Source organism: uncultured Reyranella sp., from assembly GCF_945957355.1.
GTDB lineage: Bacteria > Pseudomonadota > Alphaproteobacteria > Reyranellales > Reyranellaceae > Reyranella.
Genome location: NZ_CAMFKM010000008.1, coordinates 109419 through 134079, shown reverse-complemented (window position 1 = coordinate 134079; position 24661 = coordinate 109419). Strand labels below are relative to the sequence as shown.

27 protein-coding genes and 2 tRNA genes are annotated in these 24661 nt (G+C 66.5%); 21 read left to right on the top strand and 8 right to left on the bottom strand.

Annotation, left to right across the window (positions count from 1 at the left end; genetic code table 11):
* Positions 1–65 precede the first annotated feature (65 nt).
* From Q0Q48_RS15165 to Q0Q48_RS15155, 3 genes are all read right to left on the bottom strand, one after another.
* The gene (locus Q0Q48_RS15165; RefSeq protein ID WP_295139214.1) at positions 66–656 is read right to left on the bottom strand and encodes a DUF2497 domain-containing protein; all 591 of its coding nucleotides are present in this window, start codon (positions 654–656) and stop codon (positions 66–68) included.
* Positions 653–2116 carry a TolC family outer membrane protein gene (locus Q0Q48_RS15160; protein ID WP_295139211.1) on the bottom strand — a complete coding sequence of 488 codons (1464 nt, stop codon included), beginning with the start codon at positions 2114–2116 and terminating at the stop codon, positions 653–655. Before Q0Q48_RS15160 ends, Q0Q48_RS15165 begins: the two co-directional genes overlap by 4 nt.
* An 84-nt stretch (positions 2117–2200) precedes the next feature.
* Positions 2201–2860 carry a protein-L-isoaspartate O-methyltransferase gene (locus Q0Q48_RS15155; protein WP_295139207.1) on the bottom strand — a complete coding sequence of 220 codons (660 nt, stop codon included), beginning with the start codon at positions 2858–2860 and terminating at the stop codon, positions 2201–2203.
* A gap of 125 nt (positions 2861–2985) precedes the next feature.
* Between Q0Q48_RS15155 and Q0Q48_RS15150 the strand changes: the two genes are divergently transcribed.
* From Q0Q48_RS15150 to Q0Q48_RS15140, 3 genes are all read left to right on the top strand, one after another.
* A tRNA-Cys gene (locus tag Q0Q48_RS15150) sits at positions 2986–3059 on the top strand.
* Positions 3060–3168: 109 nt separating this feature from the next.
* Positions 3169–3243 (top strand) — tRNA-Asn (locus tag Q0Q48_RS15145).
* A gap of 54 nt (positions 3244–3297) precedes the next feature.
* The gene (locus tag Q0Q48_RS15140) at positions 3298–3912 is read left to right on the top strand and encodes an NUDIX domain-containing protein (RefSeq protein WP_295139204.1); all 615 of its coding nucleotides are present in this window, start codon (positions 3298–3300) and stop codon (positions 3910–3912) included.
* A gap of 12 nt (positions 3913–3924) precedes the next feature.
* Here the strand turns inward: Q0Q48_RS15140 and Q0Q48_RS15135 are convergent, their stop codons facing one another.
* Positions 3925–5064: a hypothetical protein gene (locus Q0Q48_RS15135; protein WP_295139202.1), complete on the bottom strand. Its 1140-nt coding sequence runs from the start codon at positions 5062–5064 to the stop codon at positions 3925–3927.
* Positions 5065–5226: 162 nt separating this feature from the next.
* Between Q0Q48_RS15135 and Q0Q48_RS15130 the strand changes: the two genes are divergently transcribed.
* From Q0Q48_RS15130 to metC, 5 genes are read left to right on the top strand one after another with little or no spacing between them, the layout of a single operon-like run.
* A complete protein-coding gene (locus Q0Q48_RS15130) occupies positions 5227–6228 on the top strand; it encodes a cysteine synthase A (RefSeq protein WP_295139198.1) in 1002 nt (333 codons plus the stop codon).
* A gap of 10 nt (positions 6229–6238) precedes the next feature.
* Positions 6239–7153: a ribokinase gene (locus Q0Q48_RS15125; protein WP_295139195.1), complete on the top strand. Its 915-nt coding sequence runs from the start codon at positions 6239–6241 to the stop codon at positions 7151–7153.
* Between the two features lie 9 nt (positions 7154–7162).
* Entirely contained in the window at positions 7163–7864 is a 702-nt protein-coding gene (locus Q0Q48_RS15120) for an alanyl-tRNA editing protein (protein WP_295139194.1), read from the top strand.
* Between the two features lie 11 nt (positions 7865–7875).
* The gene (gene sseA / locus Q0Q48_RS15115; protein WP_295139190.1) at positions 7876–8733 is read left to right on the top strand and encodes a 3-mercaptopyruvate sulfurtransferase; all 858 of its coding nucleotides are present in this window, start codon (positions 7876–7878) and stop codon (positions 8731–8733) included.
* A 31-nt stretch (positions 8734–8764) separates the two neighbouring features.
* Positions 8765–9961, top strand: coding sequence for a cystathionine beta-lyase (metC, locus tag Q0Q48_RS15110; protein WP_295139187.1), 1197 nt, complete (start codon positions 8765–8767; stop codon positions 9959–9961).
* 25 nt (positions 9962–9986) lie between these two features.
* Here the strand turns inward: metC and Q0Q48_RS15105 are convergent, their stop codons facing one another.
* Positions 9987–10475 carry a Fur family transcriptional regulator gene (locus Q0Q48_RS15105; RefSeq protein WP_295139184.1) on the bottom strand — a complete coding sequence of 163 codons (489 nt, stop codon included), beginning with the start codon at positions 10473–10475 and terminating at the stop codon, positions 9987–9989.
* 92 nt (positions 10476–10567) lie between these two features.
* Between Q0Q48_RS15105 and hisI the strand changes: the two genes are divergently transcribed.
* From hisI to Q0Q48_RS15075, 6 genes are all read left to right on the top strand, one after another.
* A complete protein-coding gene (gene hisI, locus Q0Q48_RS15100) occupies positions 10568–10981 on the top strand; it encodes a phosphoribosyl-AMP cyclohydrolase (protein ID WP_295139181.1) in 414 nt (137 codons plus the stop codon).
* Positions 10978–11451 (top strand): hypothetical protein, encoded by a 474-nt coding sequence (locus tag Q0Q48_RS15095; protein ID WP_295139178.1) that lies wholly within the window; start codon positions 10978–10980, stop codon positions 11449–11451. Before hisI ends, Q0Q48_RS15095 begins: the two co-directional genes overlap by 4 nt.
* Positions 11452–11466: 15 nt before the next feature.
* Positions 11467–12636 (top strand): MFS transporter, encoded by a 1170-nt coding sequence (locus Q0Q48_RS15090; RefSeq protein ID WP_295139176.1) that lies wholly within the window; start codon positions 11467–11469, stop codon positions 12634–12636.
* A gap of 62 nt (positions 12637–12698) precedes the next feature.
* On the top strand, positions 12699–13619 hold the full coding sequence (locus Q0Q48_RS15085) for a LysR family transcriptional regulator (RefSeq protein WP_295139173.1): 921 nt from the start codon (positions 12699–12701) through the stop codon (positions 13617–13619).
* Positions 13620–13726: 107 nt separating this feature from the next.
* Positions 13727–14674: a tripartite tricarboxylate transporter substrate binding protein gene (locus Q0Q48_RS15080; RefSeq protein WP_295139170.1), complete on the top strand. Its 948-nt coding sequence runs from the start codon at positions 13727–13729 to the stop codon at positions 14672–14674.
* Positions 14675–14695: 21 nt separating this feature from the next.
* Positions 14696–15424 (top strand): DUF1028 domain-containing protein, encoded by a 729-nt coding sequence (locus Q0Q48_RS15075; RefSeq protein WP_295139168.1) that lies wholly within the window; start codon positions 14696–14698, stop codon positions 15422–15424.
* A 13-nt stretch (positions 15425–15437) separates the two neighbouring features.
* Here Q0Q48_RS15075 and Q0Q48_RS15070 read toward each other — a convergent pair whose 3' ends face one another.
* Positions 15438–16961, bottom strand: coding sequence for a M81 family metallopeptidase (locus Q0Q48_RS15070; protein ID WP_295139165.1), 1524 nt, complete (start codon positions 16959–16961; stop codon positions 15438–15440).
* A 171-nt stretch (positions 16962–17132) separates the two neighbouring features.
* Here Q0Q48_RS15070 and Q0Q48_RS15065 point away from each other — a divergent pair, with 171 nt between their 5' ends.
* From Q0Q48_RS15065 to Q0Q48_RS15050, 4 genes are all read left to right on the top strand, one after another.
* Positions 17133–17453 (top strand): hypothetical protein, encoded by a 321-nt coding sequence (locus Q0Q48_RS15065; RefSeq protein ID WP_295139162.1) that lies wholly within the window; start codon positions 17133–17135, stop codon positions 17451–17453.
* Positions 17454–17555: 102 nt separating this feature from the next.
* Entirely contained in the window at positions 17556–19025 is a 1470-nt protein-coding gene (locus Q0Q48_RS15060; protein WP_295139159.1) for a CHASE3 domain-containing protein, read from the top strand.
* Between the two features lie 9 nt (positions 19026–19034).
* A complete protein-coding gene (locus Q0Q48_RS15055) occupies positions 19035–19475 on the top strand; it encodes a response regulator (protein ID WP_295139156.1) in 441 nt (146 codons plus the stop codon).
* 1 nt (position 19476) lies between these two features.
* The gene (locus Q0Q48_RS15050; RefSeq protein WP_295139154.1) at positions 19477–20511 is read left to right on the top strand and encodes a histidine kinase dimerization/phosphoacceptor domain -containing protein; all 1035 of its coding nucleotides are present in this window, start codon (positions 19477–19479) and stop codon (positions 20509–20511) included.
* Positions 20512–20529: 18 nt separating this feature from the next.
* Here the strand turns inward: Q0Q48_RS15050 and Q0Q48_RS15045 are convergent, their stop codons facing one another.
* Together Q0Q48_RS15045 and Q0Q48_RS15040 are read right to left on the bottom strand one after the other, a co-directional pair.
* A complete protein-coding gene (locus Q0Q48_RS15045; protein ID WP_295139151.1) occupies positions 20530–21417 on the bottom strand; it encodes an NAD(P)-dependent oxidoreductase in 888 nt (295 codons plus the stop codon).
* 1 nt (position 21418) lies between these two features.
* Positions 21419–21748: a DHCW motif cupin fold protein gene (locus tag Q0Q48_RS15040; protein ID WP_295139149.1), complete on the bottom strand. Its 330-nt coding sequence runs from the start codon at positions 21746–21748 to the stop codon at positions 21419–21421.
* A gap of 51 nt (positions 21749–21799) precedes the next feature.
* Here Q0Q48_RS15040 and mdcA point away from each other — a divergent pair, with 51 nt between their 5' ends.
* The 3 genes from mdcA to Q0Q48_RS15025 are packed head-to-tail and all read left to right on the top strand — an operon-like array spanning position 21800 to position 24659.
* Complete coding sequence (gene mdcA / locus Q0Q48_RS15035) at positions 21800–23449, top strand: malonate decarboxylase subunit alpha (RefSeq protein ID WP_295139147.1); 1650 nt, start codon at positions 21800–21802, stop codon at positions 23447–23449.
* Positions 23450–23460: 11 nt separating this feature from the next.
* Positions 23461–23784 carry a malonate decarboxylase acyl carrier protein gene (gene mdcC / locus Q0Q48_RS15030; RefSeq protein WP_295139145.1) on the top strand — a complete coding sequence of 108 codons (324 nt, stop codon included), beginning with the start codon at positions 23461–23463 and terminating at the stop codon, positions 23782–23784.
* Complete coding sequence (locus Q0Q48_RS15025) at positions 23781–24659, top strand: biotin-independent malonate decarboxylase subunit beta (RefSeq protein ID WP_295139143.1); 879 nt, start codon at positions 23781–23783, stop codon at positions 24657–24659. The genes mdcC and Q0Q48_RS15025 overlap by 4 nt, the downstream gene beginning before the upstream one ends.
* Positions 24660–24661 lie beyond the last annotated feature (2 nt).

Below are 24661 nucleotides of genomic sequence, written 5' to 3'. Positions count from 1 at the left end.
CTGGCCTTAAACGAAAAACGCCACGGTTGCGACACCGTGGCGAAAAATGGGGGTGGCGCCTGGCGTCAGCGGCGGGTCAGCCGCGCAATCTCGCGTTCGACGTAGCGTTCGACCATCGGCGGCAGATTGGTGTCCAGCCACTCCTTCAGCATCGGCCTCAGCATCTCCTTGACCAGATCCTCGATGGTCTGGCCGCCGACCGAGGGGCCGGGATTGGTGGCCGCCGGCGGCGGTACGCTGTCCTGCACCGCCTGGTTCAGGCGCGCAAAAGCCGAACTGGCCACGCCCGCAACCCCGGCGCCGACCAGCGTATCGGTCTTGGCGGCGCCAACAGGTGCCGGCGGCGGCACAGCCGGGGCCTCGGTCGACGGTTGCGGCATCTCCGCCGGATTGGCGGACTCGACCGCGCGTAGCGGCGTCGGTTGTTCGTTCAACATGGATTTGGGTTCTTCCACGATCTCGGTAAGCAGGAGGACATCGTCACGCGGGGGTGACGGCGGTGCAGGCGGTATCACGGGCGGGCGCTCTCCCGAATTTGCATGGCGCAGGCTTCCGACCTGCGCCCGGGCCTCGTCGTCCGAGATGATCTTGCGGATGGACGCCAGAATGTCGTCCATCGACGGGTCTTTGTTCTGGCCGGCCTTGCCGTCGCTCATTTGCCGCCGCTCCCCATGGGGGCGGCTCCGGCTACGCCAGCCGGCGAAGTGGACGGCGGGATGATGCCCGTACCGGACTCGCCGCTGCTGCCCCAGCCGATCCAGCGGGAGCCGACATCCTTGTAGTAGCGCTCCTCGTCGTAATACTCGACGGGCAGCGCCAGCGTGCGCGCCGTCAGGCGGCCGATGCCGGCCAACACGCCGTAATAGGCGACCTGAACGTCGTGGCGCGCCTGGATCAGATTGACCTGCGAGTTGAGCAGTTCCTGCTCGGCGTTCAACACGTCGAGCGTGGTGCGCGAACCGACCAGCGCTTCCTGGCGCACGCCGTTCAGCGCGACTTCGTTGGCGCGGACCTGCGATTCGAACGACGTGACCCGAGAGCGCGAGGAGTCGAGTTGGCGCCAGGCACGGATGACGTTCTCGGCCACGGCGCGACGGGCGCTGTCCAGTTCATTGCGGCGCTGCCCGACCAGTTCGCGCGCGGACCGGATGCGCGACCATTCGCTGCCGTTCTGGAAGATCGGAATCGTGGCCTGAAGGCGGACTGCGTAGTTGTAATACCTGTCGTTCGGAACCTGCAGATTGAACTGCTGCTGCAGCGCGCCGACCAAATTGACCTGCGGAAGCAGGTCGCCGACCGCTGAATTGACGCCGTAGTTGGCCGCCGTGATGCGGTGCGCGGCGGTGACCGCCCGCGGGCCGGCATCCATCGCGAGGCCAATCGCCTCCTCCTCCGACGACGGCAGGCCGCCGATCAGGGGGATCTCACCGAGCTTCCCCGGCTTCTTGCCAATGGTCCGCTGGAAAGCGGCTTCGGCGATGCGAACCTGGGTCTCGGCCTGGACGAGGTCCGCCTTGGCCAGTTCCAGGCGGGCCTCGGACTGCGACACGTCGGTTATAGTCAGTTCGCCGACCCGAAAGCGTTCGCGGGTCGCGTCGAGCTGCTGTACCAGCACCCGCACGTTGTTGCGGCGAGCATCGGCGATGCCGATGTTCTGAATGAGGTCGGCATAGGACGTCACCGCCGACAGCAGCACGGTCTGCTCGGTTTCGGCAAGCTGGGCCCGCTGCGCCTGGATGTTCGACTGCGCCTGCTTGGTCTCGGCGATCGTCTTGCCGCCGCGGAAGATCGGCTGGACCATCTGCAGGGTCGTGAACTTGCCGTTCAGCGCATAAAAGGTCGGCGTCGTCCGAACCGAGTAGGAGTCCTGCTCGACCTTGTTGTACTCCACGTTCAGCGTGACACGAGGACGCCAGTTGGCGACCGCCTGCGAAAGGGTTTCGTCGGTCTGGCGAAGGATCGCCCGGCTCGCCAGCAGGTCGGGATTGCTGTTGTAGGTCGTCGACAGGGCTTCGATCAGGCTCTGCGACCAGGCGCTGGAGGCGCCGCCGAGCCCGACCGCCAGGATGCACGCGGCCGCAGTGCGTGCATGCCTCAAACCGGGCCGGATACGCATTGTTCTACCCTCATCTTTCGACGGCACCCTAGCATCAGGCGGAACACTATTGGTAGCCCTCGGCATGGGAAAGGCCCGCGCAGGTCAGAAGGTGAATCGCTCGGGACGGGCGAAGCCCGGCAGCGGCGGGGTACCGGCATCGAAGAGTGGCCTTCCCGACACCACGCCGCCCTGCTTCACGAAGAGATGAGCGACGCCCAGCGCGCCGCTCGGATCGGCAACTACCGTGGCCAGCCGGCCACCCTCCGCGAGCTGGTCTGCAATGGCTTTGGGCACTTCGTGAACCGCGCCCTCGATCAGAACGATGTCATAGGGACCCAACGCCGCGGCCCCGTGCGCCGCCTCGCCCGCCACCTGCTGCACGCCCGTGACCCCGAGGTCGGCGAGCACCTGCCGAGCACCTTCGGCCAGGCCGGCGTCGGCCTCGACGGCAACCACCGACTTGGCCAGCCGCGCCAGGATCGCCGCCCCGTAGCCCCGGCCGGCAGCCACGACCATCGCCTTGTCGTCGCCCTGCGGCTGCAGGACCTGGATCAGACGGGCCAGCACCATCGGCTCCATCATGAAGCGGCCATTGCCCAGCGGCACGTCGTCATCGGCGTAGGCGACCGAGCGCAGTGCCGCCGGGAGGAAGCGCTCCCGCGGCAGCTCCCCGAGCGCCGCCAGCAGGCCGGCATCGTTGACCCGGTTGGGCCGGAGCTGCCCTTCCACCATATTGCGTCGCGCGAGCGCGAAATCCGTCATAGGCTGCCCCCTAGATGTAGCGATGTTATATAGGCGGCAGCGGACGACAGCGTCAAAGGTCTGAGCGTCGCGCCCGGCTTGACCCGCCAGTCACGTCGTGGGAATAGCACCGCGCGCTTTCGTGCGGCCCGGTAGCAAAGCGGCTATGCAGAGGACTGCAAATCCTTCCAGGCCGGTTCGACTCCGGCCCGGGCCTCCACGAATTTGCACAACTGACAGGCCTTGCGTCGCAAGACCGGCTCTGTCAAAAGACCGCGCCTTCGTGGCCGACTGAAACCGCCGACGTGCCGCCGTCGTACCGAGTTTATTCCGGAGTAGCTCAGCGGTAGAGCAGGCGACTGTTAATCGCCTGGCCGTAGGTTCGATTCCTACCTCCGGAGCCAATTGGGGCCGTTCCTGTAAGGGAACGGCCCCTTTTCGCTTGTGGAGTGCAAATCATGCCCTCGATCCCCCTGCCCGGCGAAAAGGCCGAACTGGTCGAACGCACTGTGGCCTTCCAAGGCTATTTCCGCCTCGCACGCTACAGGTTCCGCCACAGCCTCTACCAGGGCGGCATGAGCGGCACCTTCGACCGCGAGGTCTTCGAGCGTGGCCAGGCGGCCGCCGTGCTTCCCTACGATCCGATCCGCGACGAGGTCGTATTGATCCGCCAGTTTCGCGCCGGCACCTTCGCGGCCGGCCGCCATCCCTGGTGCTGGGAGATCGTCGCCGGCATGATCGAGGAAGGCGAGACACCGGAAGGCGTTGCGCAGCGCGAGGCGGTCGAGGAAGCGGCGGTGGAGATCCTAGAGCTCGTGCCCCTCTACAGCCTCGTGCTGAGCCCGGGCGCCTGCTCGGAAACCTGCAACATCTTCCTCGGCCGAATCGAGTCGGCCGGCGTCGGCGGCGTTCACGGGCTAGACACGGAGAACGAGGACATCCTCGTGACGACGATGTCGTTCGCCGACGCCCTGGCGCTGCTCGGCCGCGACGAGATCGACAACTCGGCCGCGGTGATCGCCCTGCAGTGGCTGGCGCTCCATCGCGACGAGTTGCGTAACCGCTGGCGCTGATCGGCCGCCGGCCTATTCGTAAAGATACCCGACCGGCTCGCCCTGTGTGCGCTGGGAACGGGCGGCCGTGCGCGTAATGATCCGGCCGGCCAACCCATCGATCTCGTCGCGCTGCGCTGTCGTCCATCGCCGGAGATTGTCCATGTCTTTCAGGAGGCCCAGTCGGAGGAGCTGGGTGTTCTCACCAAGCCCGACGAGCGTCGCCGCGTTCCTGCCAAAGGTGACCGAGTCTCCGGTCGTGAGTTCGAACCCCTTGCCCGCCGCATCCTTGAGTTCGGCGGTGCCGCGAATGACGCGATAGACCACGACCTCGCCCTTCTCGAGCCCCGTGTCATCGCCAGCGGACAACGCGCTCTTCGGCAACAGGGACTGACCGCGTGGATCGGTGGCGATGATGTGGCCGGTGACGAGATGGCCGCTCGGGGCCTCGATGCCGAGATCGCGGACATGGACGGGCATGACCGACTTCACGCGACCGGCCGGAAGCGGCCGGTAGAGGGCGTCCAGCGCCAGCGGATCCTGGAACCAGAAACCGGCATCCTGCGGGCGATCGTGGAACGGGTGGCTCCAGGCCAGACGTGGCGTTTCGGCCTCCTCGATCTCTTCCGAGTGCACGACGGTCGGATTGGGAAACGTCGTCGGTTCCGTGATGAAGGCTTCGATGAACTTGCCCGAGTAGCCCATCGAAAGCGGATCGGGCACGACCGTCTGCGGCGTCTTGAGGTTCGCGTCCGTCGCAAGTCCGGACCAGCTGTAGGAACTCTGACGGTGCACGATCGCGCTCTGCAGGATCACGGCGCCGGGCCCGACGTAATGCATCAGGCCGTCATAGTCGAAGGTGAACAGCCCGGACGTGACCAGCACGAGCTGGAAGCCGCCGGGGGGCAGATGAAGATGGAAATCGGTCGGGCCGGCATCCGGTCGGTAGACTGGCAGGTTCGTCGCGACTTCCTGCAGCAGGAAGGCTTCGTTGTTTGCGTGGAAGCCGTTGGTCACACGGTTGTAGAGCGCCTGGGGTCGATAGATCGGGTCGTAGGTCGCGTCGCCGTCCCGGTCGATGGCCACGAAGTCCGTGTGGTTCAGACGGATGGGATCGCCGCTCGGATGAACGAGGCTGGCCCAGTTCGAATGGACGGCAGCATGCGCAGTCATGGGAACTTCCAATCTGAGCCCTGCAGGGCGTGCGAGCCCGGTCGGCTCCATGCGAATTCTGGGCCACTTAAGCCGCCAACCGGTATGGTCCGGTTGCGATCCCCCCTGCTCCCTGTCTACGGTCGCGCCGGGGCGGCACAGGGTTAGCAGAGCGAGTAGGTCATGAACGTCCGGTCGGGTTTCATCGATAGCATCGGCAACACGCCGTTGATCAAGTTGCGCGCCGCGTCCGAGGCGACGGGGTGCAGCATCTACGGCAAGGCGGAGTTCCTCAATCCCGGCGGCTCAGTGAAGGACCGCGCCGCGCTCGCGATCGTCGAGGACGCCGAGAAACGGGGAAAGCTCAAGCCCGGCGGTGTCATCGTCGAGGGCACGGCCGGCAATACCGGAATCGGAATCGCGCTGGTCGCCAATGCGCGGGGCTACCGCTCCGTCATCGTGATGCCGGAGACGCAAAGCCAGGAGAAGAAAGACATGCTGCGCCTCTGCGGCGCCGACCTGCGCCTCGTCCCGGCAGCGCCCTATTCCAATCCGAACAACTACGTCCGCTACTCCGGCGCCCTGGCCGAGGAACTGGCCGCCAAGGAACCGAACGGCGCGATCTGGGCCAACCAGTTCGACAATACGGCCAACCGGGACGGCCATTACCGCACGACGGGGCCGGAAATCTGGGCCCAGACCGACGGCAAGGTCGACGGCTTCACCTGCTCTGTCGGCAGCGGCGGCACGCTGGCCGGCATCTCGCGGGCGCTGAAGGAGCGCAATCCCAACATCAAGGTCGCGCTCAGCGACCCCATGGGCTCCGCGCTGTTCAACTGGTACGCCAAGGGCGAACTCAAGGCCGAGGGCAATTCGGTCACGGAGGGCATCGGCCAGGGCCGCGTTACCGCCAATCTCGAGGGCACGCCCATCGACATGGCCTACCAGATCACTGACGAGGAGGCTCTGCCCGTCCTGTTCGATCTGATCGAACATGAGGGTCTCGTGCTGGGCGGCTCGACCGCGATCAACATCGTAGGTGCCATGCGGCTCGCCCGCGACCTGGGGCCCGGCAAGACCGTCGTGACCATCCTCTGCGACGGCGGCAGCCGCTACCAGTCCAAGCTCTTCAATCCGGTTTTCCTGCGCGAGAAGAACCTGCCGCTGCCACGCTGGATGGCATGAGCACGCCGACATGAGCCGGGTCGTCGTCTGCGGAAGCCTCAACATGGACGTCGTCGTGCAGAGCGCGCGGCGGCCTGCGCCCGGTGAGACGATCCTGGGCGCGGAAGTCTCGTTCCTGCCCGGCGGCAAGGGCCTCAACCAGGCCATCGCCTGCGCCCGGCTCGGCGTGCCGACCGCCATGGTCGGCGCCGTCGGCAACGACGCCTTCGCCAACAGCCTGCGCGGATTCCTCGCTGACAACGACGTGGACAGCACGAGCGTCACAGAGGTCGACGGTCCCGCGACCGGCATGGCGCTGATCCAGGTGGCGGAAGGCGACAATTCGATTACCGTCGCCTCGGGCGCCAACATGCACTTCGATGCGTCCATGCTGCACCACGAGCCCCAACACGACGAAGTGTGGGTCGCGCAGTTCGAGACGCCCCTCGCCGCGACCCAGGAAATCCTCGCTCGGGCACGCAACGCCGGCGCGCGCACCGTCCTCAACCTGGCGCCTTTTGCCGACCATGCGGCAGAGCTGATGAAATCGGTGGATGTTGCCGTGCTGAACGAGATCGAGCTGTCGCAGGCGACAGGCGCCTCGCTCGATGCCCGGAGTTCCCAGGAGAGCGTCGTCGCCGCCTGCAATGTCCTGCGGGAACGCGGTGCGCGGGCCGTCATCGCAACCCTGGGCGCACGCGGTGCCATCGTCGTGACGGCAACAGGCGTCGATAACATTCCCGCATTCCAGGCGGAGGTCGTCGATACGACCGGCGCCGGCGATTGTTTCGTCGGTGCCCTCGCATCGCGCCTCGCTGCAGGCATGACGCCCGCAGAAGCCGCGCGCTTCGCCAGCGCCGCCGCCTCCTGCTCGGTCGAACGTCTCGGCGCCGCGCCCGCCATGCCGACGGGCGAGGAAGTTGCGGCGCGTCTGGTGAAAGCCTAAATCCCGATCATGGTCGAAGAACTCTTCAGGCAGGACGCCTATCTCAAGGAAGCCGACGCCACCGTGACCGCCGTCGAGGATCGTGGGGTGCGGCTGGACCGTTCAATCTTCTATCCCACTGGCGGCGGGCAGCCCGGCGACACCGGGACCATGCGCTGGGACGGCGGGGAAGCGAGGATTGTCGATTCCGTGAAGGCCGAAGGCGGAGACGTGCTGCATGTCCTGGCCCCCGATGCGCCACGACCCGGGGTCGGGACGAAGATCCACACCACGCTCGATTGGGAGCGCCGCCACCTGCACATGCGCATGCATACGGCGCTGCATGTGATGTCGGCCGTCATCAAGGGTAATGTCACGGGAGGTCAGGTCGGCGCCGACAAGAGCCGCCTCGACTTCAACCTCGAGGGCGACGTGCCGACGAAGGAATGGATCACGGAAGAGGTCAATAGGCTGATCGCGCTCGACCGGCCGGTCACCCAGCAATGGGTCACCGACGAGGAACTCATGTCCCGGCCCGAACTCGTGAAGACGATGAGCGTTCGGCCGCCGATGGGCACCGGTCGGGTCCGTCTCCTGTCGATCGAAGGCGTCGACCTCCAGGCCTGCGGTGGCACGCACGTCGCCCGTACCGGCGAGATCGGCCGCGTCGAGTGCACCAAGGTCGAGAACAAGGGAAAGATGAACCGGCGCTTCATCATCGCGCTGGCCTAGGAGAAATCACGATGGACTATGCAAGGCCCGACGCCCTCGTCAGCACCGACTGGCTCGCCGCCCGCCTCGATGCGCCGGACGTGCGCGTCGTCGACGGCTCGTTCTACCTGCCGGCGCAGAAACGCGATCCCAAGGCGGAATTCGCGCAGCAGCATATTCCGGGTGCAGTCTTCTTCGACATCGACGAGATCGCCGACACGACCAGCCCGCTGCCGCACATGCTGCCGCCACCGGAGAAGTTTTCGGCCCGCGTCCGCAAGCTCGGCCTGGGCGACGGCAACAAGATCGTGATCTACGACACCACGCCGATGACCGGTGCCTGCCGCGTGTGGTGGATGTTCCGCGCCATGGGCTACAAGGACGTGTCGGTCCTGAACGGCGGCCTGCCGAAATGGATGAGCGAGGGTCGCCCCGTGACCGACGATCCCACGCCGCCGCGCGAGCGCCACTTCACGTCGCGCCTGAACAATGCGCTGGTCCGGTCGGTCGACGACGTGCTGGGGTTGATCGAAAGCAAGCGCGAGCAGATCGTCGATGCCCGCGCCGCCGCCCGCTTCCGCGGCGAGGCGCCCGAGCCGCGCGCCGGCCTGCGCGGCGGCCACATGCCGGGCGCCTTCAACCTCCCCTACAACGAGCTGCTCGATCCCGCGACGGGCACGATGCTGCCCGCCGACAAGCTGGCGGCCCGTATCGCCGCCTCCGGCATCGATCCGTCGAAGAAGGTGACGGCGAGCTGCGGCTCCGGCGTCACCGCCTGTGTCGTGGCGCTCGGCCTCTATCTCACCGGCGCGCCCGAGGCCGCGGTCTATGACGGCTCGTGGACGGAATGGGGCGGCCGCGCCGATACGCCAATCGTCACGGGCCCCTGATCTCCCTTCAACGCCTTGCCATAGTAGAGTCATGACCTCCAAGAAAACCTACACCCGCCCCGACACCGTTCTCGCCGTCTCCGGGCGCGATCCCGACAATAATTTCGGCATCGTCAATCCACCCGTTTATCACGCGTCCACGATCCTCTCGCCGACCATGGACAAGTTCGAGAACCGGATTCCGTTCGAGGGCTTCGGCTACGGCCGCAACGGCACGCCGACCCAGAAGGCGCTGGAAGATGCGGTCGCCGCCATCGAGGGCGCACACCGTTCCATCGCCGTACAGTCGGGCCTCGCCGCCGTCACCGGCGCGATCGTCGGCTTCCTGAAGACCGGCGACCACATGCTGGTGACTGACAATGCCTACGGTCCGGCGCGCCGCTTCGCCAACACGACGCTGAAGGGCTTCGGCGTCGAGACGACCTACTTCGACCCGATGATCGGCGCCGAGGGTATCGCCAAGCTGATGCGGCCGAACACCAAGGTCCTCTATCTCGAGGCGCCGGGCTCGCAGACCTTCGAGGTCCAGGACGTCGACGGCATGGCCGCGGTCGCCAAAAAAGCCGGCGCGACCGTGATGATCGACAATACCTGGGCGACGCCGCTCTACTTCAAGCCGTTCGAGCACGGCTGCGACATCTCCATCCACGCCGGCACCAAGTACATCGTCGGCCATTCCGACGCGATGATGGGCATCATTTCCTGCGCCACGCGCGCGATGTTCGAGACGGCGAAGACCGCCTGCCAGTCGTTCGGCTTCCACGCCGCACCCGACGATTGCTACCTCGCGCTGCGCGGCCTGCGCACCATGGGCGTGCGCCTGCGCCATCACGAGAAGAGCGGCCTCGAGATCGCCCACTGGCTGAAGACCCGGCCCGAGGTCGACAAGGTGCTGCACCCCGCCCTGCCCGACTGCCCCGGCCACGAGAACTGGAAGAAGCAGTTCCAGGGCTCGTCGGGCCTGTTCTCCTTCACCCTGCGTGACGGCATCAAACGCCCCGCCGTGGCCGCGATGCTCGATGGCATGGACATCTTCGGCATGGGCGCGAGCTGGGGCGGCTACGAGAGCCTGATGATCCCCGCGCATCCCGACCAGTACCGCACCGCCGTGCCGTGGCCCGAGGGCAAGCAGCTGCTGCGCGTCCATATCGGCCTGGAAGACGTCGAGGACCTGAAGACCGACCTAGCCGAGGGCTTCGAGCGCCTCAACCGGGCGCATAACGCCTGAAAACCGGTTCGCCGGGGCGCCGCGTCTAGGCGGCGCCCCGGCACTCGCCGCAGATGCCGGTCACTTCCAGGGTCATGTCGCGCGCGGTGAAGCCGCGGCGGGTGGCGCTGGCGGCGATGGCGTCGGACAGGCCGTCGCCCTCGATCTCCTCGGCATTGCCGCACTCGCTGCAGATCAGGAAGAAGCCGCGATGGGCCTCGCCCGGATGGCTGCAGCCGACAAAAGCGTTCATGCGCTCGATGCGGTGGATCAGGCCGTTCTCGATCAGGAAGTCGAGTGCGCGATAGACCGTCGGCGGCGCCGAGCCGAGGTCCTCGTTGCGCAGGCTGTCGAGCAGCGCATAGGCACCGACCGGCTTGTGGCTCGACCAGACGAGCTCTAGAACCCGGCGGCGCAGCGGCGTGAAGCGCAGGTCCTTGGCCGCGCACAGTTTCTCGGCCGCGGCGATCGCGTCCTCGACACAGTGTTCGTGATCGTGGTGCCCCGCGGGCGCCGCTTTGGCCGGTTTCTTCACGGGACTTCCGATTTGCCAACCGAGTAGGCGGCGATTATACGCGCCGTTCCTTCCGGAGGCCAAGGCTCGCCCCTGTGCCCAATGGTGCCCCAATGACGACCCCGACGACCTACCAGCAGCCCGAGATCGACGCCGCCCTCGCCGTCATCAAGTTCGATGCGCAGGGGCTCGTGCCGGCGATCACCCAACAGCACGACACGGGCGAAATCCTGATGATGGCCTGGATGGACCGCGACGCCGTGGCCGAGACGATGCGCACGGGCCGTGCATGCTACTGGTCGCGCTCGCGCAAGGCGCCCTGGCGCAAGGGCGATACGTCCGGGCACATCCAGACACTGGTGGAGCTGCGCATCGATTGCGACGGCGACACCTTGCTGGCGCTCGTCGACCAGACCGGCGTCGCCTGCCACACCGGCCGCCACAACTGCTTCTTCCGCGCCATTCGCGACGGCGTACTGGCGGAGATCGCTCCCATCGAGATCGACATGGACAAGGAAAAGGTTTGAGCACGTTCGCATCGACGCGTCGCGGCTTCCTGCTTTCGGCGTCCCTCCTGCCCTTGGCCGCCTGCGCCACGACGCCCGCGCCCCGGCACACGCTCTCGCCGCGCGGCGACCGTCTGGTCGCGCTGATCCAGAGGACCGGGCGGGACAACATGACGGCGCCCGAGGCCTTCGCGCTGATGGGCATCACCAACCAGGGCCGCGACATTCCGGTGCGCCAGCTCGCGGATGACGGCCCGGACGGCCGCTACGTCGTGAACCTGGTGAACATCCGCAAATACCACGAGTTCGTCTTCCAGCGCCGCCAGGGCGACGTGCTGATCCTGCATTCCGCCGACACCGCCTTCAAGCGGCTGATGAGTGTGCGCTACGCGCGCAACGGCAAGCCCTCGGTCATCACCGACACGGCATTCGCCGAAAGCGATTTCCAGCAGCAGATCGCCTTTTGGTTCGCCCGGATACCTGGCCGATAGTATCGTGACAGCGAGATGACAATCGCTGTCTCCACCCCGACCGCGGCTCGCCGCACCCTCACCGTCTGCGGCGGCGCGCATGCCCTGCACGACGGCTTCACCGACCTGCTGAACGTCCTCTACCCGCTGCTCCAGTCGCAGTTCGGATTGAGCTACGGCGCCATCGGGGCCCTCAAGACCTGTTACTCCGGCGCCATGGCCACCGGCCAGATTCCCTCGGGTCAGCTGGCCGAACGGTTCGGCGGTGTCCGTATCCTCGCCATCGGCACGCTGCTGATTGCCGCCGGCTATTGCCTCGCCGGCCTCAGCGGCTCGCTCTACGGCGTCATTGCCGGGCTGTTGCTCGCAGGGCTGGGCGCCAGCACGCAGCACCCGATCGGCTCCAGCCTGGTCGCGGCCGCCTATCACGGCGCGCGCTCCCGAACCGCGCTCGGCACCTACAATTTCACCGGCGACGTCGGCAAGGTCCTGCTGCCGGCCCTGTTCGCGCTAGTCGCCGCCGCGCTCGGGTGGCAGCAGGCGCTGGTCGTCATGGCCGCGCTCGCCGTCCTCGGCGCCGGGATCATACTCGCCTCGCTGCGGCCCATCGTAACGCACGGCAAGGCCCAACCGTCGAAGGTGGTGGCCGGTCAGGACCGGCCCTGGGCCTACTGGCTGCTCTTCTCGATTCATATCGCCGACGACCTGGTCCGGACCGGCTTCCTGATCTTTCTGCCGTTCCTCCTGCGCAACAAGGGTGCCGACCTGCCGACCATCGGCCTCGGCCTGTCGTTGCTCTTCGCCGGCGGCGCCGCTGGCAAGCTGGTGATGGGCTGGGTCGGCCAGAGGCTCGGCGTCGTGCCCTCGGTGCTGCTCACCGAAGCCGCGACGACGCTGCTCATTCTCGCCGCCCTGCCGCTCTCGCTCGATTTCGCGCTGCTGTTGCTGCCGGTCGTCGGATTGATGCTGAACGGCACCTCTTCGGTCCTCTACGGAACCATCCCCGAATTCGTCAGCCCTGAACGACGCACCAGGGCCTTCGCGGTCTTCTACACCGGTGGCTCCGTCGCCGGCGCAACAGGCCCTCTGCTGTTCGGCCTGTTCGGCGACATGGTGGGGCTCACCACGGCGCTCATCGCCGTCGCCTGCGTCGCGCTCACCACCCTGCCGATGGTCTGGGCGCTGCGGCCGGCATTTCGCTCCTGACGCGGTTTGGCGCCTTCCGTGCTAGGCAAGTTGCAGGAGCACAAGACGGTGGGTGAGCCGAGATGGACTTGCGCCAGTTGCAGACCCTGCTCGTGGTGGCCGAAGTCGGCAGCCTGAAAAAGGCCGCCGAGCGACTGCGCATCGTCGAGACGGCCCTCAGCCGCCAGATCCGCCTTCTCGAAGCGGAGTTCCGCACCCCGCTGTTTCGCCGCCACGGTCGCGGCCTGACTCCGACCGAGGCGGGCCGCCATCTGATCGAGCGCGCGCAGCCCATCCTCGCCTCGCTCGATCAGCTCAAGTCGGAGATGCTGTCGTCGCACGAGGCGATCGCCGGCAAGGTCGCCGTCGGCATTCCCTGGCTTCTGCTCGATACGCTCAGCGCGCGCCTGGCGACCGGCTTCATGCCGCGCCATCCCGCGGTGAACATCCGACTGGTCGGCGGCGTGTCGACACAGCTGCAGTACATGCTGCAGGCCGGCGATCTCGACGTTGCGTTGTTCTTCGACAGGAAAGCGACGCCAGGACCGACCCTGAAACCCTTGTTCTCCGAGCGCCTCCTCCTCGCCGGAGATCGCTCCCGCGACTACCGGCTGGATCGGCCGCTGCCCTTTTCACATCTGGCCGGCGTGTCGCTGGCCCTGCCGGACTCCAGCGAGTCCTTTCGCCAGCATCTGGCGGCACTCGCAAAGGAACGTGGGATAGCCCTCGACGTGCGCTTCGAGGTCGGTGCACTCCAGGCGTTGCGAACGCTGGCTGCCAACGCGTTGGCCCATGTCTTCGTCTCGCTTCATGCGGTCCGGGCCGATCTCGAAAGCGGTAAACTCTCGGCCGCACCGGTGGACGATCCACCTATCGTCCGCACGCTGATGCTCGGTCTCCCCGGCGGTCGCAAGCCGTCGCGCGCGGCGCGGCACCTGGCCGACGTCCTCGGCGAGGAGATCGCCGCCCTGGTCGCCGCCGGCAGCTTCCTGATCGCCGACTGAAGGGCGGGCCAGCCTGCGAATCCTGCGCAGCCTGCCTTATCCCCTTTGCCAACGTCCTGAGACGCCGCGCCCTGTATTGAGGAGGCTCCACACCCGGGAGCTGTCCCATGAACGGCATCGGCCGCCTCTGTGTCTTCCTGCTGGCTCTGATGTTTGCCGCGCCGTCATCGGCTCAATCGGGTTGGCCCGGTGGCCCCATCACCATCGTGGTCCCCTACGCAGCGGGCGGCATCACGGACACTCTCGCCCGGATCATGGCAGAACGACTCTCGGCGCGCCTCGGCGTATCCGTCATCGCCGACAATCGAGCCGGCGCCGGCGGTGTCATCGCCGCCCAGCTCGTCGCCGGCGCCAAGCCCGACGGCCGTACCCTTCTGATGAACAGCAGCGCCATCCTGCCGGTGGCCGCCAACATGAAGGACCTGCGCTTCGATCCGACGAAGGATCTCGCCGCCGTGGCCTTCGTGGCGGGCCTGCCGAGCGTGCTTGTGGTCCATCCCTCCGTGCCGGCGAACGACATGCCGGAATTCCTGGCCTACTTGCGTGCGAATCCCGGCAAGCTGAACTGCGGTATCCTGGGCGAAGGCGGCGGCGATCATCAGGCCTGTCGCGCCCTCGAGAAAGCCGCCGGCAGCAAGATGGAGCATCTCATCTATCGGGGCTTGCCGCCGCTCAACCTCGATCTGCTCGCCGGCGTCATCCAGGTCAACGTCGGCTCGGCGGCCGTGCAGATGCCGCTGGTGCGCGACGGCAAGCTCCGCGTCCTCGCGACGACGATGGCGCATCGCGTACCGGACTTTCCCGATGTGCCCACCCTGCTGGAATCGGGCGTGCCCATCGACGCGCTGGCCATCAACGCGCTCTTCGCCCCGGCCGCGACGCCGCCCGACGTGATCGCCCGCCTCAACGCGGAAGTATCGGCAATCCTCAGCGAGCCGGAGGTACGCCGTCGCATCGAGGCCATGGGCCTGTTGCTCGGCCCACCCGACGCCGAATCGCTGCGCGCCACCTTCCACCGCGACTGGGAGCGCGCGAAGGCCGCCCTGAATCCCTGACGTTCCGGAAAGGAAGAAGACATGACCTACTCCATCGTTGCCTGCTGCCCGCGTACCGGCCAGTACGGCGTGGCCGTCGCCACCTATTCGCCCATGGTCGGAAGTGCCGTGCCACTGGTCGTCGGCGGGCGTGCCGCCGTGGCCTACCAGGTGGTTGCCTCTCCTGTTCACCGGGCCCTGGCCGGCCAGTTGCTTGCAGCGGGGGCGTCGGCCGAAGGCGCGCTGGCGGAACTCGCCACCAAGGATCCCTACTGGCAAAGCCGCCAGGTGACGCTGGTAGACATGTTCGGCGGCGTTGCGGGCTTCACCGGAGCGAACGCCCCGGCGCATTGCGGCCACCGGCTCGGCGAAGGCTTCGCCGTCGCCGGCAACGTCCTCACCGAGACCTGCCTTGACGACACGTGGAAAGAGTTCAGCGCCACCCAGGGCGGTGAACTTTCGCTCGCCGAGCGACTGGTGCGTGCCCTCGAGGCCGGCGCGCGCTCGAACGGGCAGCCGGAAGGACTGACGTCGGCCGCGCTTCTCGTCCACGGTTCCGAGCCCGTGCCGCTTGTGGATCTACGCGTCGACGTCCACGATGCGCCGGTCAAGGAATTACGCCGCATCTGGGAATTCGTCGGCCCGCTGCAGGGTTTCTATCTCCAGCGCAAGACCAACCCCGCGGGATTGCCGCGCTGGTGGCAAAGGCGCATGGAAGTGGTCCCGGGCTGGAAGCCCAATCACTTGGTGAAGGTCGTCCCCCAGCAATAGCCGGAGCGCGCCCTCAGCCGCCGTGCACCGGTCCCATCGGCTTCAGGCGGATGCCCTTGCGCAGGTGCTTGTAGGGCATGTCGACCGGATCGGTGATGTGCGCCCCGGTTGACCGCACGACCAGGATCGTCTCGGCGATCGGCTGGAAGTCGGCGCGGAAATGGACCGTCGATTTCAGCCCAAGGATCGGCACCTTCGACGGCTCGACGCCGACGGCGCGGAACATCTCCTGATCGGCCGCTTGGACCCGCTTGCAGGCGACGACCGCCGACACGCCCGAGGCCTCGTCGGTCAGCAGAGCCATAGGCCCGATCTGGAACTTTGCGCCACCGTAGAACGGGCCGGTGCCGGTAAAGACGCCGTCGCTCAGCCTGACCACGCGCCAGTCGGCCTCGACCGGTTTCTCGCCGCCATAGCCCACGACTGCGCCGATGCCGCGGCGCATGACATTGCCCTCGCCCGTCTCGACGGCAGCCTTCGCCGCGCCTTCGTCGACGATCATGCCGATCACTGCGCCTCTTGCCTTGTGGCGCATCAGGGCCGCCAGCAGGCCGATTGTATCGGACGTGCCGCCGGCGCCGGGATTGTCCTGTACGTCGGCCAGTACGATAGGCTTCGTGGCATTCTTCGAGAGTTCGATGGCCCGCAGCGCGGCCTGGTCCGGATCGAGCAGCTCGCCATCGAACGCCTTCTCCTGGGCCTTCACCGTGGCGGCGAGCTTGTCGGCCGCGGCCTCAACGGCTTCCCTGTCGTGGCCATAGACCACGAGCGCCGGGCCGCACTGGGCGATGTCGGCCGGCGGGAAGCCCGGCGTATGGGTGACGCTGACGATGCCCTGGTTGTGGCTCTTCTCGCCGGCCTCGAGTTCGCCCACCAGATCGAAGATGCCTTTGGCTGGCTCGATGAACGTGCACTGCCAGACCAGCGGGATCAGGAAGTCGAGCTGGCGGTAGGCCCGGTAGACCGGCCGCTTCTCGCGCAGCAGCTTGTCCAGCAGCTCGATCGCGCGGCTGCCGGTCACCGCCATATCGATGTGCGGATAGGTACGGTAGCCAACCAGCGCCGTCGCAAGCCTGGCCATTTCGGGCGTCAGGTTGGCGTGATAGTCGAGGCTGGCCACGATCGGCAGCTCGTCACCCACGTTGGCGCGGATGCGGCGCAGCAGCTCGCCTTCGCCATCCTCCGTGTGCTCGGCGACCATTGCGCCGTGCAGGTCGAGATAGATCGCGTCGAACGGTCCGTGCTTCTCCAGGTCCTCCTCGAACAGCGCCCACATCTTCTCGTAGGCGTCCTCGGTCACATAGGAGGCCGGCGCGGCGGCCGCCCAGGCCAGCGGCACGATCTCGTGGCCGAGCTCAGCCAGCTTCTTCACCGCGCCCGCGATCGGGATGTTGAATCCTTCGACGCCGGCGATCATCTCGGAGCCGCGCAACAGCGGCGGCCAGGCATCAGCGCGCACGAACTCCTCCCAGGTCGCCTGCTGCGGCGCGAACGTGTTCGTCTCGTGCTGAAAACCACCAACCGCAATACGCGCCATTCCAATTCTCCCCGACAAGTAACGATCCGACCGGCCTAGCCTATCATCCTTCGCGCTTCCACACGTGCCTGTGAGGCAGCGATTGCTGATCGTCTGCGTTGTGCCGCCATGCGCAGCATGTCCTGGCCGGCCTTCCTCAAGAATTCCCCGCACGGTCATCTCGTCGTCGCAGTGGCGGTCGACGTGGGCGCCGACGAAATCGGAAGCCGGCGACTTCGCGGGCTTCGCGATCTCCTCCACCGCGCCATCGGCCGTATGGCTTCGTCGAACGGCGGCTTCGCCCTCACCGTTTCGCGGACGGCGGGATACCCGGAAATACTTTGTGGTTTCGAAACACAAGCCGACGCCGATGCCCTCGTCGGACTCGCCAGGGCCCGCCCGACCGATCGTTTTCCCGGTTTCGCCACCCAGCGGGTATTCGATCTCGACACGGCAACGCAGGCCGCGCTCGGTGCAGGCCTGATGAGCGATGGCGAGATCGACCAGCGCTGAACGTTGCACATGGACGCGCAAGTGCCTTTCCGTATTATCCTTGGCGATACCTGACGGCCCGCAGGTATCCGCAAAGCAGCATCTGCGAGTCGCTCAGCCCCCATGCCTCTGTTCGGTTCATCGTTTGCACGGCGCACGATCGCCTTTCTCGCCGCCGGTGTGCTTGCTCTCCTGGCCATCGTCGCCGTTTCGGCCTGGCTGTCCGTCCGCACCGCCCAGCATGCCGAAGAAGCCGAGGTGGAGCGGGATATACGCGCTCTCACGACCAATCTGCTCGCGGCGACAATTGACGCCGAAACCGGTCAGCGCGGCTACCTGCTGACGGGCGAGGCGCGCTACCTCGGCCCGTTCGAGCGCGCGCAGCCGCGGCTGCGCAAAGACCTCGCCACCCTGCGCGAACTTGTCGCCAGCGACCCCGCTCAAGCGGCGGCGGTGAATGAACTGGCCGTTGTCCTCGATGCCAAGATGGCGGAGCTGACAGAGACCATCGAACAGGCCAAGGCCGGGCAGCGGGATGCCGCGATCCAGACCGTATTGTCGGATCGCGGGCGCCTGCTGATGGAAAAGGCGCGGATCCAGCTCGCCAAGCTCATCTCGGATGCGGAAAGGCGCGTCGCCAGCCGTCTCGAGGCCGTCAACGACGGTGCGGAGATCCTTACCTGGGTGACCGCGGCTGGCAGTCTCCTGATCGTCCTGTTTGCGGCCGGCGCCTCCTGGACGGTCATCCAGTACACGCGGCAGCTGCTGGCGGCGAGGATCGAGCTTCAGGCATTGAATGCCGGACTGGAGGAACGCGTGGCCGAGCGCACCGAAGCGCTGACCCGCGCCAATGACGAGATCCAGCGATTCGCCTACATCGTCAGCCACGACCTGCGTTCGCCGCTGGTGAACATCATGGGCTTCACCAGCGAGCTGGAAGCCGCCATGAAGACGGTCGGCCCCTACGTCGCAGGCGATGCCACCTTGGCCGACAAGGCCCGGCAGGCGACCGAAGAGGACATTCCCGAGGCGCTGCGTTTCATCCGCGCGTCGACCGGTAAGATGGACGGGCTGATCAATGCGATCCTCAAGCTTTCGCGCGAGGGCCGGCGGGAATTGCGCCCCGAACCGGTCGATCTCGTGAGCCTGTTCAAGAACGCCGCCGCGAGCGTTCGCCATCAAACAGACGAGGTAGGCGCCGATATCGCGGTACCCTCGTCGGCCCCCGCCCTGGTGAGCGACCGCCTGGCCATGGAGCAGATCATCGGCAACGTCGTGGACAATGCGGTGAAGTATCTGGCGCGTGACCGGCCGGGGCGTATCGTGATCACCACCGGCGAAACGGCGCGGCGCGTGCACATAGACATCACGGACAATGGACGCGGCATCGCCGAGCAGGACCATGAGCGCATCTTCGAGCTGTTCCGGCGGGCGGGTACTCAAGACCGGCCCGGTGAAGGCATCGGCCTGGCCCATGTGCGCGCGCTGGTACGCCGGCTGGGCGGCGATATTACCGTGCAGTCCGAAGTTGGTCGCGGTACGACGTTTCGGATAGATTTGCCGCGAAGGCTCAAACTCATCGAAAACAGGTAGAGACTGCGAATGAACGCCAAGCCCGTTTCCATCGTCATGGTGGAGGACGACGAAGGCCATGCGAGGCTGATCGAGCGCAACATCCGTCGCGCCGGTGTCAACAACGAGATCTTCGCCTTCAAGGACGGGACATCGGCCCTCGCCTATCTGCTCGGCGCGGACGGAACCGGCGTAGAGAACGGCGCACGATCGCTCCTGATCCTGCTCGACCTCAACCTGCCCGACATGACCGGCGTGGACATCCTGGCCAAGGTCAAGTCGAACGCCCACCTGAAGCGGTCGCCGGTGATCGTGCTGACGACGACGGACGACCAGCGTGAGATCAAGCGCTGCTACGACCTCGGCGCCAACGTCTACATCACCAAGCCGGTCAACTACGAAAGCTTCGCGAACGCCATCCAGCAGCTTGGCCTCTTCCTGTCGGTCATGCAGGTCCCGGCCACCGAGTGAGATGGAGCAGGTCCGGATCCTCTACATCGACGATGATGCCGGTATCGGCCGGCTGGTCGAACGCGCGCTCGCGCCGCACGGCATCTCCGTCCGTCATGTCGGTTCCGGCGACGAAGGGCTGGAGCTTCTCGAAAAGGAGAGATTCCATGCGATCGCCCTCGACCATAACCTGACCAACGAGACCGGCCTCGACGTCCTGTCGAAGATCCAGCGTGTCACGGTCGATGTGCCGGTCGTCTACGTGACCGGCTCCGAGGATGCGCGCGTCGCCGTGGCCGCGCTCAAGGCCGGTGCGGCGGACTATGTGTGGAAGGATGTCCAGGGGCATTTCCGCGAGCTTCTGGGCGCTGCCATACGCTCCGCCCTGCAGCAGCAGCGGATGAAGGCCGAAGCCGAGGAAGCGCAGCGCACCATCCGCGAGGAACGCGACCGTGCCGAACTCCTGCTGCACGAAGTCAATCACCGGGTTGCCAACTCGCTCGCTCTGGTGGCCTCCCTAGCCCGCCTGCAGGCCAATGCGGTGCAGGACGAGGCGGCCCGGCACGCCCTGCAGGAAATGCAGGCGCGCATCATGGCCGTCGCCGGCATCCACCGCCGGCTCTACACGTCCTCTGATGTCCGCATCGTCGAACTGGGCTCCTACCTGATGAGCCTGATCGACGAGTTGAGCGCAGCCATCGATGCTGCCGACAAGAAGAACGTGGTGGCGCTCCACGCCGACGCCGACGTCCGCGTGCCCACCGACAAGGCGGTGTCGATCGGCGTGATCGTCACCGAGCTGCTCACCAACGCCTACAAGTACGCCTACCCCGCCGGCATGCGCGGCGAGATCCGGGTGATCCTCCAGAAGATCGGCGACGATACCATCTCGATCGCCGTCGAGGACGATGGTGTCGGCTGGAAAGGTACCGGATCCACGCAGGGCACCGGGCTGGGCACGCGTGTCATCACCGCAATGGCGGCCAACCTCCAGTCCAAGGTCGAGTACGACAGCGGCGTGGAAGGCACGCGCGCCAGTTTCCGCTTCCGCCTCTGACGGCTGGGTCGCGTCGCGCTACCGCTTACCGGTCGCGTCCTCGATGGCCTTGAGCAGGACCGGCCAGTATTCCTCGCCGTGCCCCAGCTCGACGGCCCGCTCCATGACCTCGCGCGCCACGTCGGCGCCCAGGGCCGGAATCTTTGCCTGCTCCGCCATGTCGATGGCGTAGCCCAGGTCCTTCAGGGCGTACTTGGTCGAGAAGGCGCGCTCCGGGAACACTCCCGTCAGCAAGGCCTTCATGCCGTGATTGCGCAGCGCGAACGAATCCGCCGAACCCTTCGTCAGCGTCTCGAACAGGACCTTGCCATCGACTCCGTTCGCGCGGGCGATCGAGAGGCCCTCGGCCAGCGCCACCACGGTCTGGAACAGAATCATGTTGTTCAGGATCTTGACCGTCTGGCCCGCGCCGACATCGCCGCAATGGGTGACCTCGCTCGCCATGTGACGCAGCAGCGGCTCGATACGCTCGAAGGTCGGCACGGTCGCGCCCACCATGATGGAGAGCGTGCCGTCGATCGCGGCCTGTCGCGTGCGTGCGACGGGCGCGTCGGCGAAGGCCGAAGCCTTGCCCTGGAACTCTTCGTAGAGGCGTCGCGCCAGGATGGGCGGCGCGGTGCTGAGGTCGACCACGGTCCAGCCGAGCTTTGCCTTCGAGACCAGGCCGCCGTCGCCCAGGCAAACCTCCTCGACTTCCCTGCCGCTCGGCAGGGAGAGGAAGATCGTGCGGCAGCTCGCAGCGATCTCGTCGACCGAGGCGGTCTTCACGCCGTCGGCCGCCAGCCTGTCCAGAGGCGCCTTGTCGCGATCGGCGGCGAGGACGGTCATGCCGCTCTTGCGCGCGAGATTGCGGCACATGGGCTCGCCCATGGTGCCGACGCCGATGAAGCCGATCATGTTCGTCATGTCAGTCCACTATGAAGAGTTTGGCGCCCGTTTCCGTTCGCGAGCGGTGGCCGAGCGTGTTGTCGGCGACCTGGTAGCTCTGGCCCTGCTTCGTTGTGACGGTGCGGCCGTCCGCCAGTTCGGTCGAGAGCTCACCCTCGAGCACCAGCAGAATATGGCCCTTCTGGCACCAGTGATCCGCAAGGTAGCCCGGCGTGTACTCCACGATCCGCACCCGGATGTTGTTGAAGGTCCGGGTGCGCCAGAACGCCTTGCCGGTTTCGCCCGGATGCTCCGTGCGCTCTACGCTTTCCCAGTCGGTCGTCCCGAAGGGTATTTCAAACATCAGCATGGTTCGCTCTAGCACATTGACCGGCAACGACGGATATACGAAATAGACATCATGATCACTGCAAAAACGGCGAAGCGCCGCCAGAACAAGACCGAGCGCATCGCTCGGGTCGGCAAGCTGGCCCGCGGCAAGTTCGTGGCCCCGGACAAGGTGCCGGAAGTCCTGCGCCGCATCATCGAGCCCGGCGACATCCTGTGCCTCGAAGGCGACAACCAGAAGCAGGCGGACTTTCTCGCTAATCAGCTTGCGACGCTCGGCAAAAAGGACCTGCGTGACATCCACCTGGTGATGTCCTGCATAACGCTGCCGGCCCATATCGAGCTCTTCAAGAAGGGCATGATCAAGCAGGTCGACTTCTGCTACGCCGGTCCGCAGGGCACCGCCGTCGCCGATCTCGTCAAGGCGAAGAAGTTCCCGGTCGGCGCGATCCATACCTACAACGAGCTGTACGCGCGCTACTACATCGACCTCACGCCGCGCGTGGCCCTCATCGCCGCCGCCAAGGCCGATCGCAAGGGCAACCTCTTCCTCGCCGCCAATACCGAGGAGACGCCGGCCATCGTTGAGCCGACCGCATTCTCCGACGGCATCGTGTTCGCGCAGGTCAACGAGATCGTCGACAAGCTGCCGCGCATCGACATTCCGGCTGACCAGGTCGACTTGGTTGTCCAGGCGCCCTACCCGATGCACCTGCAGGCACTGTTCACGCGCGACCCGGCCGCCATCACCGACGTGCAGGTCCTGATGGCGATGGTGGCCCTGCGCGGCATCTACGAGAAGTACGAGGTCCAGTCACTGAACCACGGCGTCGGCTTCAACACCGCCGCCATCGAGCTGCTGCTGCCGACCTATGGCGAACGGCTCGGCCTCAAGGGCAAGATCTGCAAGTACTGGATGGTCAATCCGCTGCCGACCATGATCCCGGCGATCGAATCGGGCTGGGTCGAGAGCGTCTTCGCGGTCGGCGGCGAGGTCGGCATGGAGCGCTACACGGCGGCCCGTTCGGACGTGTTCTTCACTGGACGCGACGGCAGCTTCCACTCCAACCGCGCGATGGGCCAGCTGGCCGGTCACTACGCCATCGACATGTTCATCGGCGCCTCGCTGCAGATCGACATCAACGGCAATTCCTCGACGGTATCGAAGAATCGCATTACGGGCTTCGGCGGCGCGCCCAACATGGGCTGCCAACCGACCGGCCGCCGCCATCCGACCAAGGCCTGGCTCAAGGCCGGCGCGGAGGCCATTCCTGGCCCCGGCTCGCCGCCCGGCCGCAAGCTGGTCGTCCAGATGGTCGAGACCTTCCAGGCCGGCCGCGTGCCGACCTTCGTCGAGGAACTGGACGCCACGGACCCCGGCATCCGCAAGGCGCTCCACGGCGTCACCCCGGTAATGATCTATGGCGACGACGTCACCCACATCGTCACCGAGGAAGGCATCGCCAACCTGGCGGCCTGCCGTTCGGTCGCCGAACGCCAGGCCGCCATCCGTGCCGTCGCGGGCTATACGCCGGTCGGTCTCAAGCGCAAGAAACGCGAGACCGAGGACCTGCGGGCCCGCGGGATCGTGCAGTTGCCCGAGGATGTCGGCGTCCGCCCCTCCGAGGCGAGCCGCAGTCTTCTGGCCACGCAGGACATCAAGGGCCTCGTACGATGGTCCAACGGGCTGTACGACCCGCCCCCGCAGTTCGTCGACTGGTAGGACCGATCATCATGGAAAAGTTCGCCAAGTCATTCCCGTCCAGGCCGCTGCCGTCGAAAACGGCCAAGCCGTGGGCACTCGCCGGCGTCGTCGGCTCGGGCAATCTGGAAGTGCTGATGGAGCGCGGCGGCAAGCCCGCCGACGCGATGGAATGCCACGTCGAGACGTCGATCCCCGGCTACAAGGCCTCGTGGCTCGCGGCCCTGGCCGATTTCGCCCACCACTATCCGGCCGGCGGAACGAAGGTCACGATCAACGACCAGGGCGCCCCGCCCGTTCTCGTCAATCTGCGCCTGCGCCAAGCCTACGATCATCTCACCAAGGGCGACAAATGACCGGCGCACCTCTCTTTCACGAACTGACCGCGCGCCAGCGCATCGCCGCGCTCGCCGATGCCGGCTCCTTCACGGAGCTGCTGCCGCCCCCCGAGCGCCTCACCAGCCCCTATCTGGCTCAGCTCGGGATTCCGGTGTCGTTCGACGACGGCCTGGTGATTGGCCACGCCCGGATCGGCGGCAAGAAGGTTTATCTCGCGGCCCAGGTCGGCCAGTTCGTCGGCGGCGCCGTCGGCGAGATCCACGGCGCCAAGCTCACCGGTCTCTTCAAGGCCGCGGCGCGCGACAAGGTGCCCTGTGTGCTGATCGTCGAGAGTGGCGGCGTGCGCCTGCACGAAGGCTCCTCTGGTGAGATCGCGATCGCCGAGACGATGCGCGCGATCTTCGAATGCCGCGCCCTGAAGGTCCCGACCATCGCCGTCATCGCCACCGACATTGGCGCCTATGGCGGCATCGGCATCCTGTCGACCTGCTGCGACTTCCGCGTCATGACCGAGCATGGGCGCCTCGGCATCTCCGGCCCGATCGTCATCGAGAAGTGGATGGGCAAGAAAGCCTACGATTCGGCAAACCGAGCCCTGGTGTGGAAGACGAGCGGCGGCAAGACCAAGTACCTGCTGGGCGATGCCGACGCGCTGGTACATGACACGGCCGACGCGGTGCGTGATGGCATTTCGCGGTTCCTCGGCAAGTCGAGCGCCGTCAGCCTTGCAGCCGTCAAGGCACGCCAGAAGGAACTGGAGAAGCGGCTGAAGAAGTTCGGCACGACGGCTGATCCCGACGCCGTCTGGCAGGGCATGGGCGTGCGCGACATCGAAGCCGCGTCGCTGGCCTCCGGGCCGGAATTTGCCGCCCTCGCCAAGCGTGGGAAGTAGAT